Origin of the sequence: Rahnella perminowiae (assembly GCF_019049755.1) — a bacterium.
Classification (GTDB): Bacteria; Pseudomonadota; Gammaproteobacteria; order Enterobacterales; family Enterobacteriaceae; genus Rahnella; species Rahnella perminowiae.
Window position 1 is genome coordinate 1 of record NZ_JAFMOS010000496.1, and the last position, 12,739, is coordinate 12,739.

Consider the following 12,739-nt stretch of genomic DNA (forward strand, 5'->3'; position numbering starts at 1 on the left):
AAAAAATACGACACCCATGCCTGGGATGATGAAATTGAAGATGCAGCGGATGAATATAAAGTCGACCGTAAACTTGTTAAAGCCATTATTGAGGTCGAATCCGGATTTAATCCCGGGGCGGTCAGTCCTTCCAATGCCATTGGTTTGATGCAACTAAAAGCTTCCACCAGCGGTTGTGACGCTTACCGGTATAAAGGGAAACGAGGTTGTCCTGACGATGATGATTTACGGGATCCTGAAACTAACATTGATTTAGGCACGGCCTATATCAGTGCATTGCAACGTCAGCAGCTTAACTGGATTAACGATCCGGTGACGCGCCGTTATGCCACGGAAGTTGCGTATGCCAACGGTGCGGGAGCGCTGCTTCGGACGTTTTCCAGCAATCGTCAGACTGCAATCCAGATGATTAATCAGCTGACGCCGGAAGCTTTTAACTGGCATGTCCGTCAGTATCATCCGGCACCGCAGGCACCCAGATATATGGCCAAAGTCGAAAAAGCCTATGCGGGTTTATAGCATTTGAGAGAGTGGCTGCATGAATTCTGCAGTAGTCTTGTGCGCAGGGTAACGCAGAATTCACGTAGCGCGATCAAACATCATAGATGTACACACCAGGCCGGATGGGCAGCCTGAAGAAAATAACAATCTGGCCGGTGATTGATGACAGTCTGGAAATGTTCACCGAAGCAGGTGAGGCCTGATAAAAGACAGACAGCTAATGGGTGCGTAGCTGGATATCTTATTTAACATAATATACATTATGCGCACTTTGATTATCCAGCTTATCTCGTCTACATTGAATTGTTCTTATTCCGTTAACGGGATTTCTTCCCGGAGGTTTCTGGTGATTATTGCTCAGGTGTCCGACATTCATGCTGCAGAAAATAATGATAATCTCTCACGTTTTGAGCATGCACTGGCGTGGATTGATCTCATTACGCCTGACGCTCTTGTGCTGAGCGGTGATTTGATTGATGACAACTGGTGTGACGGTTATGCCGCCATCGCCGCTCAACTGAATAAAAGATCTTACCCGTCATTCATATTGCCCGGTAATTCTGATGACCGCACCTCAATGAAATCCATTTTGAAGTACGGTTGTATGCTATGTCGGAGGCGATTCTTACGCACCGTAGCGGATATTATGACGTGCTTGAGAAAACTCAGCGTGGTGACATGGATCTGACACACTGGCTGAGCTGGTTTTTGCAAATGCTTGAATCTACTGTGGATACGGCAATTCAGCGCATTGACCAGACGCTGGATAAATCGCGTTTCTGGCAGATTTATCACGCCAGCAATCTGTCTGCGGGACAGATAAAAGTGCTTAACCGTTTGCTCGATGGCGGCGAAAAAGGTTTCGCTGAAGGCATAAACGCAAGCCAGTATCAGAAGGTGGCAAAAGTCAGTAAGGCCACCGCAACACGGCATCTGACCGAACTTGTCTCGCGTGGCTGCCTGGTTAAATCTGCCTCGGGCGGGCGCAGCACGCGTTATCATATCCACCGGAACTTCAATTCTTATAATGCAGGAAAAACTATGAAAAACATCACTTTTTACGGTCGTTTTGAGGCTGATATTCTTGCCGGCCGTAAAACGATCACCCTGCGTGAAGCCAGCGACGCGGATTTTGCAGCAGGTGATCAGGTTCGCGTCAGCCGTTATGAAGACGACGTATTTTTCTGCAATATTGAGATCATCGCGATTACTCCCGTACAGTTCGCCGATCTGAACGATCAGCACGCCATACAGGAAAACATGACGCTGGCAGAACTGAAACAAGTCATCAGTGAGATTTATCCGGGGCTAAACGAACTGTTTATGATTGAGTTTCGTCTTCTATAGTGACTCAGGGTGCGACGGGATCCCTTCTCTGCGCGCCCTTCTCTTCAACCATTAATCAGATTTCTTTCGCCACCTGTGCTCGTCGGAAACAATCCGGATGATGAGTATTAATCAGGCCTGTGGCTTCCAGCCAGGCGTAAACAATTGTCGGCCCGACGAATTTAAAGCCGCGTTTTTTTAAATCTTTCGAAATACGTTCTGACATCGCATTCCGGGTGGGTACCGGACCGCTATGCTGAATCGCTTTTCCGCCGATTTGTGACCAAATCCACTCACCGAAATCTTCTCCGGCTTGCTGCATGGCGAGATACGCACGGGCATTCCCGATCACTGCCGTAATTTTACTACGGGAGCGGATAACATCGGCGTTGTTCATCAGCCGTTCGATGTCTTCTTCGGTAAATCCGGCGACTTTTACGGGGTCAAATTGGCAAAAAGCCAGCCGCAGTGCATCACGTTTTTTCAGCACAATCCGCCAGGATAATCCTGCCTGAAAACCGTCCAGCATCAGTTTTTCCCACAGGGCCCGGCTGTCCCGCACCGGCTTGCCCCATTCATGATCGTGATAATCCATCATAAGTGGGTCATTCGTACCCCACGGGCAACGGATTAGGTCAGTCATCACGAACTCCTAAAATCAGAAAGTCATTTATTCTAGCGAGATTGATTTTTGTCATCATCTTTTTTTCGTATAACCATTATATTGCGCTTCTTTAAAACAAGGATGGAACCATGTTTAGTCGTTTAGGCCGTTTATTTAGCGCATCAACACCTCCGCAAGGTAAGAACGCGGAAAGTAATAATACTTTTCCGCCATCCTTTATTTCCTTAGGAAATTCTTGCACTTACCGCTACGATTCGCGCGGTCCGGAAATAATAAAAGTCCAGGGCTTTGTCGGGACAATAAGCCGGGATAACACGGAGTTTAGAGTATTTGGTGATAATACTATTTTTGCCTCCAGAACCAAAAAAGGTGCGAAGGCTTTCCTCAAAACGAGAACTTTCACGGGACAAAAAAACTTCCAGTATCTCTATCAGATCAACATATTAGGTAGACGCAGTTTTTCATTTGTTGAAAATTACAACCGTGATAAAAACGCGCTCGTTGAGGCAATATTGAGTTCTTTACCGGCGGAATTACTGGCAGGAATGTCAGTCGATGAGGCCCGATCGCTGGCGCATAACGCGCTTATCCGCGATTTTAACAGCGTTGATGAAATCCAAATTGAAGGGCCCATTCAAGGCCAGAGAATAAGTCATATCGCCACCACTTTGGTGTGATTTTAGAAATTTCCCGGACGGTTCCTCATTGAAAGCCGCAAGCACTGAGTTTCTGTCTGGGTAAACTGTTTTTATGCGATGTTTATGATTTCCGCAAAGTTCATGTGTGCACATTGAATAATCATGCCTATACTGTATGTTGTAACTAACTGGAGGATTTATGGCAGATTATGATTTAATTGCCCGGATGAACGGTTGTTTTAACGAGCTGGAAATCGCATTGCATGATCTGGGGAATTTTCTGGGGAAACTGGAATTATTACAGGCCCGGGTTTTTGCGCTGCCGGAAGTCGTGAAAGGCGAAGAACATAATCCGGCGGACAAAATTACGGTCACGCCTCATACCGGTGAAGATGCACAGCAACTGGCATTACAACATTTTAAGCGGCTGTTTATTCATCATAATAACGAGAATATCAGCAGTAAATCCGCCGTCCGTTTACCGGGTGTATTGTGTTATTCCGTAGACACGGCTGAGCATCAGTCAGCCCTGCTGCTGATTGAAGAAGTGAATAAGCTTAAAGCTGAACTGGAACACATCGTGACCATCGAATCCGGTCTCGCCCGTGAACAGCGGTTTGAGTTTGTGCATACCCACCTTCGCGGCCTGATTACGCTGAACGCTTATCGTTCGGTGACTTATCTCAATGATCCGGATTCGGTGCGCTTTGGTTGGGCGAATAAGCACATCATAAAAAATGTAACCCGCGAAGAAGTTCTGGCCCAGTTGGAAAAAAGCCTGAATGCCGGACGCGCAGTCTCTCCTTATACACGGGAACAATGGATGGAGAATATTAACCGAGAGATGATAGACGTGAAGCGCCTGCCCGAACATGCCGCGCTCAAATTTAAACGTCCGGTGAAAGTGCAGCCCATCGCCCGTGTGTGGTATCGCAACAACCAGAAACAGGTGCAACACCCCTGCCCGCTGCCACTGATTGCATTGTGCCTGCGTTCGCCGATGATGCAGGTGCCCAAGTTAGGGGAATTGCATGACTACGATGTATCTTCCGTTAAGCATAAATATAAGCCGCAGTCGCAACCTCTGCACCTGCTGATCAAACGTCTGCATTTATATACGGATTATCCGTTGTAAGCCGCCCGGAACGTAAAAAGGTCCGGTTTCCCGGACCTCATTTCCTTCTTAAAAAGCGGTCTCCTAGACTTTCATGCTGCCGACCATGGCTTCAGGACGTACCCACTCGTCAAACTGTTCTTCGGTAAGATAACCGAGTTTTAATGCTGAGGCTTTGAGGGTCAGCCCCTCTTTATGGGCTTTCTTGGCGATTTCAGCCGCCTTGTCATAGCCGATATGTGTATTCAGCGCAGTAACCAGCATCAGCGATTCATTCAGCAACTGAGTAATGCGGTCACGGTTAGGCTCGATGCCGGCTGCACAGTGTTCGTTAAAGCCGCTCATGCCATCTGCCAGCAAACGGACAGATTGGAGGAAGTTATGGATAACCAGCGGGCGAAATACGTTCAGCTCAAAGTTACCGGATGCGCCACCAATATTGACGGCGACATCATTTCCCAGCACCTGTGCGCACAACATGGTCATGGCTTCACATTGTGTCGGATTCACTTTGCCTGGCATGATTGAACTGCCCGGTTCGTTTTCCGGGATCGCGATTTCACCAATCCCGCAGCGCGGGCCGGATGATAACCAGCGCACGTCGTTGGCAATTTTCATCAGCGAAGCGGCCAGCCCTTTCAGCGCACCGTGGCCATGAACCAGTGCATCGCAGGTCGCCAGTGCTTCAAATTTATTCGGGGACGTCACGAAGGGTTGTTGAGTCAGTTCTGCCAGCGCTTTTGCCACCCGCACGGCGTATTCGGGGTGGGTATTCAGGCCAGTACCGACGGCGGTTCCGCCCAGCGCCAGTTCAGCAATATGCGGTATGCTGTTTTCAATGTGCGTCAGGCTGTGTCCCAGCATAGCTACCCAGCCTGAAATTTCCTGGCCCAGTGTCAGCGGGGTGGCGTCCTGCAAATGCGTACGACCAATTTTCACAATATCACGATAGGCCGTCGCTTTATCAGACAGTGTCTTATGCAGCACTTTCAATTGCGGGATCAGGGTTTCGCGCAGTTCAATCACCGCCGCCACGTGCATAGCTGTCGGAAAAACATCGTTGGAGCTTTGGCTCTTATTCACATCATCGTTCGGATGAACTTTACGTTCTTCCCCGCGCACACCACCGAGAATTTCACTTGCCCGGTTAGCCAGTACTTCATTCATATTCATATTGGTCTGGGTGCCTGAACCCGTCTGCCAGATGGACAGCGGGAATTCGGCAGAATGCTTGTCCGCAAGCACTTCATCAGCGGCGGCAATAATGGCCTTTGCCCGCTCAGCAGGCAGTAATCCGAGGTCCATATTGACGCTGGCTGCCGCACGTTTCGTCAGTGCCAGCGCGTGAATCAGCGCCGCAGGCATTTTTTCAGAGGAAATACGAAAGTGTTCGAGGGAACGTTGCGTCTGTGCGCCCCAAAGTTTATCTGCCGGAACATCAATTGGCCCCATTGAGTCTTTTTCAATGCGAGTAGATGCCATTACTGTCTCCTTAGATATTTATTACGATGAAAAATCAGTTTTTCCGCAGGTTTTTGTTTGCCGCACGCGCTCCCACGCTTCCGTTGGCGGCCTGTTGATTATAGTGACATATAAGGCAGGCGTATAATTCGATTCGATCTCCAATCTGAAAATACATGCCAGCCGCACTTTTTGGGCCTTCGCAGTTGTAAAGCCCCCGTCGTCATTGTTTACTAGGCAGCAATATTTTCTATTCAGGATGAAGCAATGCAAAAGATGCATAACGGTGTGCAAAATTACGCCTGGGGCAGCAAAGACGCGCTGACCAAACTCTATGGAATTAAAGACTCAGAAGGCCGTCCGATGGCTGAACTGTGGATGGGGGCGCATCCGAAAAGTAGCTCTCAGGTTGAGAATTCCCGCGGTGAGTCTGTCTCCCTGCGCGAACAAATCACCGCCGATCTGACTGCCCAGTTGGGCGCAAAAGTGGCCAGGCGCTTTGGCGAATTACCTTTCCTGTTTAAAGTGCTTTGCGCTGATCAGCCTCTGTCGATTCAGGTTCACCCGAGCAAGAGTGCAGCCGAAATAGGTTACGCCAAAGAAAATGCGGCGGGTATTCCGCTGGATGCGGCCGAACGTAATTACAAAGATCCGAACCACAAACCTGAACTGGTCTATGCCCTTACGCCTTTCCAGGCCATGAACGGTTTCCGCGAGTTACGCGAAATGGTTTCACTCCTGCAACCCGTCGCCGGTGCGCATCCCTTAATTGCGACTTTCCTGACGTCTCCGGATGTGGATCACCTGCGCACCTTGTTCGCAGGTCTGCTGAGTCTGGAGGGTGAAGATAAATCCCGGGCACTGGACGTGCTGAAATCGGTTCTGGATGAGCAACACGGTGAGCCGTGGGATACCATCCGCAGCATTTCTGAATTTTATCCTGATGACAGCGGCCTGTTCTCCCCTCTGCTGCTCAACGTGATCACCCTGCAACCGGGGGAAGGCATGTTCCTGTATGCCGAAACGCCGCATGCTTATCTGAAAGGGGTCTCGCTGGAAGTGATGGCAAACTCAGATAATGTTCTGCGTGCCGGCCTGACGCCGAAATACATTGATATTCCTGAGCTGCTGGCGAACCTGAAATTCAACGCTAAACCCGCGTCGGAATTGCTGACCACGCCGGTTGTCAAGGGGGCGGAACTCAACTTCCCGATCCCGGTCGAAGATTTCGCGTTTTCGATCCATAGCCTGACGGCTGAACCACAAACACTGGAGCAGGACAGCGCCGCGATCATCTTTTGTATTGAAGGTCAGAGTGTTCTGTTAAAGAACAATCAAACTCTGGTGCTCAATCCGGGTGAGTCGTGTTTCCTGTCAGCCACAGAGTCACCGGTAACTGTCAGCGGTAACGGCCGCATAGCACGTGTGTTCAATACACTCGCTAAATGAACAGTAGATCAAACAAAATGGGGCTAACCGCCCCATTTTGGTGATTTATTTGCTGATTCAGCTACACTCTGTAGACTAATAACGCCGTAAGGCGTTTTTTATTTTCGGGATATTTCATAAGGATAAACAGAGATATGAAGAAGTCGTTAGTCGCTGTAAGCGTCATTGTAGTCCTTGGCGCGGCCTGGACAGGCGTCTCGTGGTATACAGGCAAACTGATCGAACAACATATGGATGAACAGATCGCGGCGGCCAATGGCCAGTTGCAAAGTGCTTATCCAAAAGCCGGGCTGAAAGTCAGCTATCAGGATTACCAGCGCGGTCTGTTCAGCAGCAAGATGCGTATTGTGCTGCAACCGGATCCTGCTGCCGCAACTGCCGGCACCAGCGTACTGAAAACCGGTGACGAAATTGCCTTTATCGAAACTATCGATCATGGCCCTTTCCCTGCCGCTCAGCTGAAAAAATTCAACCTGATCCCAAGCATGGCTTCCGTTCATTCAGAGCTGCAAAACACGCCAACGGTGAAAGGCCTGTTTGATGTGACTAAAGGCAAGTCTCTGGTCACGATTGACACCCGTATTTCCTACAGCGGTGCGAGTTCTTCGGCGGCTGACATCATTCCGGTAACCTATCAGAAAGATGAAAGCCAGCTGGCCTTCTCCGGTGGCAAAATTAATGTTGATGTGGACAAAGATCTTACGGCCATGAAACTGGACGCCAGCACCGACAGCGTCGCCCTGACCTCTAAAAATCAGTGGGGTCAGCTTGAAAAAGTGACCCTGGCCGGTTTCAGCATGGACAGTGATACGAAACAAGGTAAGTTCCAGGTCGGTGTAGGTGATCAGAATCTGACCGTGAAACACATCCTGGTGAATGTTGACGGCAAAGATGCGGGTTCACTCGACAATTTCAAACTGGTGAGCAAATTCTCTGAAAACGGCAATAACATCGCCGGCCAGCAGGATTACACCATCGATGCACTGAAAATTCAGGGGGCTGATTTCGGTTCAGCCAAACTGACACTGAAATTGGACAAGCTGGATGGCGCTGCGATGAAACAATTCGCAGACAACTACAATCAGCAATCCCGCGCACTTCTGATGCAACAGGGCCAGATTGATCCGGCTGTTTATCAGCAACAGGCCGCCGATTTACTGCTGGCTAACCTGCCTCTGCTGCTCAAAGGTAATCCGAGCATCAGCATTGCACCGCTGAGCTGGAAAAACAGCAAAGGCGAAAGCAGCTTCAACCTGCAACTGGATCTGAAAGATCCGGCCGCAACCCCGGCACCCGCTCAGGATCAGATGTTATCTCAGATGGTGAATAAGGTAGATTCTAAACTGACAATTCCTCTGCCGATGGCGACACAGGTGACCACACAGGTGGCTCAGCTGGAAGGTTACAATGCAGACGACGCCGCTAAACTGGCGCATCAGCAGGTGCAGGGTCTGGCCGCGATGGGTCAGATGTTCAAACTGACCACGGTGAAAGATGACACAATTTCCAGCACCTTCCATTACGCTGACAATCAGGTTGACCTGAATGGCCAGAAAATGACGTTGCAGGAATTCGCGGGTCTGTTCGGGATCCTGGGCGGGCCGGCAGCGCCAGCACCAACCCCTGAACAGGAAGCACCGGTAGCCCCGACGCCAGCGCCGGTACCGGCTCAGTAATCCTCTTTACTCCTCCCCGGCTAAGGGGAGGAGTAAAACCTCCTTACCTAAGGATTTTTCAGGCGTGACCACTCCTACCGATCTCCTTCGTCTGCAAGACGTTTCTTTTACGCTTAACCATATACCGCTGCTCGAACCTGTTTCCCTCACCCTGAATCCGGGGGAATTTACCTTACTGACCGGTCCTTCGGGGAGCGGGAAAAGTACGTTGCTGAAGATTATTGCCTCATTGCAAAATCCGACCGGCGGAGAACTTTATTTCAAAGGCGAAAACGTTACGCAGATTAAACCTGAAATGTATCGCCAGCGCGTATCCTACTGCTTCCAGACGCCGTCGCTGTTTGGCGAAACGGTTTACGATAACCTCGCCCTGCCTTATCAGATCCGCAATAAAAAGCCGGATGACACTCAGCTTCGCAGCTGGCTGCAACGGGTCAACTTATCCGCAGATATGCTGACCAAACGCACGCAGGAACTTTCGGGGGGTGAAAAGCAACGAGTCGCGTTGCTGCGCAATCTGCAATTTATGCCGGATATATTATTGCTTGATGAAATCACCAGCGCGCTGGATGAAGAGAATAAAATCAATATCAACGACATTATTGCCGGGCTGGTTGAGAAAGAGCAGATCGCCGTATTGTGGGTAAGCCATGATCTCAACGAAATCCGCCACGCCAAAAACGTCATTACCCTGTCCCGTCATTTACCAGGAAGCGCGGCGCATGAATCAGCATAATATTACCAACCAGTCTCTGGCTCTCGCGCTGATCCTGGTTGTCGTCGCCCTGCTCGTCAGCAAGAAAGAAAAACTCGGGCTGGAAAAAGACATTATCTGGAGTGTCGCCCGCGCTATCGTACAGCTGATCATCGTCGGCTACGTGTTAAAATACATTTTTGATATTAATAACAGCCTGTTAACCGTACTGATGGTGCTGTTTATCTGCGTAAATGCGGCCCTGAATGCCAAAAAACGCAGCCGCAATATTGATAACGGATTCATCATTTCGTTTATCGCCATTACAACAGGTACCGCGCTGACATTAACGATTCTGATCCTGAGCGGTTCGATTGAATTCCTGCCTATGCAGGTGATTCCGATTTCGGGGATGATTGCCGGAAATGCTATGGTGGCAGTCGGGCTGTGTTACAGCAACCTTAACCAGCGTTTTCTCGATAATCAGCAAAAAATCCTCGAGATGCTCAGCCTCGGTGCACCGGTAAAAATGGCTTCCGGCCGGATTATTCGCGACAGCATTCGTGCCGCCATGATCCCGACCGTGGATGCGGCAAAAACCGTCGGAATAGTCAGCCTGCCGGGCATGATGTCAGGGCTGATTTTTGCGGGTATCGACCCGGTGAAAGCCATTAAATATCAGATTATGGTGACGTTTATGCTGCTGGCGACCGCGAGTTTATCAACGATCATTGCCGGCTATCTTGCCTACAAACGTTTCTACAATAACCGTGCGCAGCTACGCGATTTGATATCATCGTAACCTGTGCCGCTGCCCGCTGAAAAAACGGCGGGCAGACTTTTTCAGGCTTTATAAATCAGACAGCACCTGACGCAGATTGACCTCTCCGGCGGCCTCGTCACTCAGATCCAACACCCCTTCCAGATCATCCAGATGCTCCTGCATAATGACTGCCGCCTGCGCATTATCACCTGCTTCGAGCGCATCAATAATCGCATGATGTTCATCACACTGACACGACGGCACTTCATTACGCTGATACAGCGCGACGATCAGCGAGCTGCGCACCATCAGATTGGACAAAATTTCACTCAGCACATCGTTGCCAGACACTTCCCCGAGCATGAGATGAAATTCACTCAGCTCACGCACAATGGCGCGCCGGTCTTCGGATTGCACAGCTTCGCGTTCGCCGCGTAAATGGCTGTTGATGCGGTGACGGTGGCGGCGGATCACTTCCGGGCCAATGCATTCAACAATCGCCCGTTCGATAGCACGACGGGCGATAAATACTTCACGCGCTTCTTTTGCGGTCGGCTGCGACACCATGGCACCACGGTTAGGTTCAATGGTCACAATGCGTTGCATCGCCAGACGCTGTAACGCCACCTGAACGTGGTTACGGTTAGCGCCGAGCGCGTCAACAAGCTGTGATTCCACCAGACGGGTGCCGGGACGCAGACGTTGCTGCGCGATGGCTTTAGACAGAACATCGACAATGCGCTGAACTTCCAGCTGCTTGGCGGTTGTAGTTGGATTACTCATGGATTGCTAAATGGCCTCTCTCTGGCTGTTTCCGTGCAACCTACCACCCTCTGCCCACGTTCGTCATTAGTAAATGACGTTCAGTTCTAAATCATGTAACAAATCTCAACAAATAGCACATAACATTCATTGCAATTATCATTCCCGCACACATTCACAATCTCCCTGTTATGGGCTTGCGTATCCTTAAAAACTCTCACACTACACAGACAAATGTTCAGAACCGGTAAGTACGTACGTCAACCTGGTGAACACAGGACGATAATGAAACACATACTTTTGAAACACTTAATCAATTTTATCTTATTAGCACTGGGAGCCGTTTGTACCGCGCTGGTGATCTGGCTGGACGTGGCCGTCTTTAACGACGGGGTGCAGGAAATTTCCGCCACTGAATTCCTGCAGGAAGTGATCCTTCTGACCATCAGTGCATTGTTTTTCTTACAGGCCAAAAAACATCCGGCATTGCGCGCGGGCATGATCCTGATTGGCGGATTTTTCAGTTGCATGCTGATCCGTGAGCTGGATGCGCTCTTTGATCTTATTCACTATGGATCATGGGTGTATTTTGCCAGCCTGTTCGCCGTCTATTGTATCGCCTGGGCCTGCATCTCACCCAAAACCAGCCTGCGCGGATTGTCGGCTTTTCTGGCTCATCCGGCCTGTCACTATATGGTTTGTGGTCTGGTACTGATCCTGGTGTTCTCGCGGGTGTTTGGAATGAACATCATCTGGAGAGCGGTAATGCAGGGCGAATATGTGCGGACAGTGAAAAATATTGTCGAAGAAGGCACTGAACTGATGGGTTATCTGTTGTGTCTGGGTTCTGCCCTGGCCTTCTGGCAGCGCAGTGAGCCCCTGAAAACCCTGTAAAATCCGGCCTGCTGCAAGTGGGTGCAGCAGGCTTTTTTCCAGGCTGATGAAAGACAGATAATGAGGGTGATATGTATTACTGATGCAGTATTGAGTGGCCAGCGTTGAACAATGAGCGCTGCTTTTTTCGAATATCTCAGCGCTTTCGCAAGGTTTATTTAAACAATACCAATGCAGACCTCATAATTAAAACGTATAGCCCAGGCCAACACGAAAACGACTTTGCCGTTCATCACTGTTACTGCGAACTGAAACATTACCCACTTCTACAAAAGGTGACCATGCACCGATAATATAAGCGGTTCTGAAATTGTATTCATAGTTGTACTTGCTGTTATTATAAAGGTCATATTTATCGGCTTTTTTATAAATACCTTCAAGCGTCCAGTCAAAGTTATTCCATTTATATCCCGCCCAGACATCCATACGATTTACCGTATCGTCTTCACGGGAGTCGGAAGAGCGCCGCGTGTACTCAAACCGATAACGTGCACCCAGCCACCATGCATCATTAATCGTCCAGGTCGTACGTAAATAGGGTTTGTAGGTGGAATAGCCACTGCCAGTTTCCAGTACGAATCCTGGCTGCCAGGCAACAGGCCCCTTGCTGAACTGGTAATTAACGGTATATTCGTTGCCCTGCACTTCAAGATCGTTAAACGCTTTGTTAGTGTCATCTCCACCGGATTTTGAAATGGCTTCAACAGCAAAACCAAAACCATTACTAAACCGGTTAGAGATATAGACACGATCATAGTTGGCTTTACTGTCATCAAGATATTCATGACGTACATCCATATAGACTGCATGCGCATTGGTAACGGCCAGAGAGAATG

Annotated in this window: 14 protein-coding genes and 1 pseudogene; 11 read left to right on the forward strand and 4 right to left on the reverse strand. The window is 49.5% G+C overall.

The window, feature by feature from the left end:
• The 4 genes and pseudogenes from J1785_RS09980 to yqfB form a co-directional block, all read left to right on the forward strand.
• Positions 1-519 (forward strand): transglycosylase SLT domain-containing protein (locus J1785_RS09980; RefSeq protein ID WP_217219331.1); only part of this gene is annotated, 519 nt, incomplete at its 5' end.
• A gap of 244 nt (positions 520-763) precedes the next feature.
• Entirely contained in the window at positions 764-1,189 is a 426-nt protein-coding gene (locus J1785_RS26735) for a metallophosphoesterase (protein WP_238483169.1), read from the forward strand.
• Positions 1,096-1,506: pseudogene (locus J1785_RS26740) on the forward strand (Fic family protein); the annotation flags it as partial. The gene J1785_RS26735 and the pseudogene J1785_RS26740, both read left to right, overlap by 94 nt.
• Before the next feature lie 36 nt (positions 1,507-1,542).
• On the forward strand, positions 1,543-1,848 hold the full coding sequence (gene yqfB, locus J1785_RS09990) for a N(4)-acetylcytidine aminohydrolase (protein WP_217159553.1): 306 nt from the start codon (positions 1,543-1,545) through the stop codon (positions 1,846-1,848).
• Positions 1,849-1,903: 55 nt separating this feature from the next.
• Here the strand turns inward: yqfB and J1785_RS09995 are convergent, their stop codons facing one another.
• Positions 1,904-2,470, reverse strand: coding sequence for a DNA-3-methyladenine glycosylase I (locus J1785_RS09995; RefSeq protein ID WP_217159534.1), 567 nt, complete (start codon positions 2,468-2,470; stop codon positions 1,904-1,906).
• Between the two features lie 110 nt (positions 2,471-2,580).
• Here J1785_RS09995 and J1785_RS10000 point away from each other — a divergent pair, with 110 nt between their 5' ends.
• Positions 2,581-3,129, forward strand: a complete 549-nt coding sequence (locus J1785_RS10000) for a hypothetical protein (protein WP_217138642.1) — start codon at positions 2,581-2,583, stop codon at positions 3,127-3,129.
• A gap of 160 nt (positions 3,130-3,289) precedes the next feature.
• Positions 3,290-4,225, forward strand: coding sequence for a DNA replication terminus site-binding protein (gene tus / locus J1785_RS10005; RefSeq protein ID WP_217219332.1), 936 nt, complete (start codon positions 3,290-3,292; stop codon positions 4,223-4,225).
• A 63-nt stretch (positions 4,226-4,288) separates the two neighbouring features.
• Here tus and fumC read toward each other — a convergent pair whose 3' ends face one another.
• Positions 4,289-5,686, reverse strand: a complete 1,398-nt coding sequence (gene fumC, locus J1785_RS10010; protein WP_129951282.1) for a class II fumarate hydratase — start codon at positions 5,684-5,686, stop codon at positions 4,289-4,291.
• 246 nt (positions 5,687-5,932) lie between these two features.
• Here fumC and manA point away from each other — a divergent pair, with 246 nt between their 5' ends.
• From manA to fetB, 4 genes are all read left to right on the forward strand, one after another.
• Positions 5,933-7,114, forward strand: coding sequence for a mannose-6-phosphate isomerase (gene manA / locus J1785_RS10015; RefSeq protein WP_217219333.1), 1,182 nt, complete (start codon positions 5,933-5,935; stop codon positions 7,112-7,114).
• Between the two features lie 134 nt (positions 7,115-7,248).
• A complete protein-coding gene (locus tag J1785_RS10020) occupies positions 7,249-8,790 on the forward strand; it encodes a YdgA family protein (RefSeq protein WP_217219334.1) in 1,542 nt (513 codons plus the stop codon).
• A 64-nt stretch (positions 8,791-8,854) separates the two neighbouring features.
• Positions 8,855-9,526, forward strand: coding sequence for an iron efflux ABC transporter ATP-binding subunit FetA (fetA, locus tag J1785_RS10025; protein ID WP_129951285.1), 672 nt, complete (start codon positions 8,855-8,857; stop codon positions 9,524-9,526).
• Entirely contained in the window at positions 9,513-10,286 is a 774-nt protein-coding gene (gene fetB / locus J1785_RS10030) for an iron efflux ABC transporter permease subunit FetB (protein WP_217219335.1), read from the forward strand. Before fetA ends, fetB begins: the two co-directional genes overlap by 14 nt.
• 48 nt (positions 10,287-10,334) lie before the next feature.
• Here the strand turns inward: fetB and J1785_RS10035 are convergent, their stop codons facing one another.
• A complete protein-coding gene (locus J1785_RS10035; RefSeq protein WP_129951287.1) occupies positions 10,335-11,030 on the reverse strand; it encodes a GntR family transcriptional regulator in 696 nt (231 codons plus the stop codon).
• A 264-nt stretch (positions 11,031-11,294) separates the two neighbouring features.
• On the opposite strand from J1785_RS10035, the gene J1785_RS10040 reads away from it, so the two are divergent.
• The gene (locus tag J1785_RS10040; protein ID WP_217159538.1) at positions 11,295-11,903 is read left to right on the forward strand and encodes a hypothetical protein; all 609 of its coding nucleotides are present in this window, start codon (positions 11,295-11,297) and stop codon (positions 11,901-11,903) included.
• Between the two features lie 186 nt (positions 11,904-12,089).
• On the opposite strand, the gene J1785_RS10045 is transcribed toward J1785_RS10040, so the two are convergent.
• Entirely contained in the window at positions 12,090-12,731 is a 642-nt protein-coding gene (locus J1785_RS10045) for an oligogalacturonate-specific porin KdgM family protein (RefSeq protein WP_217219336.1), read from the reverse strand.
• Positions 12,732-12,739: the final 8 nt, after the last annotated feature.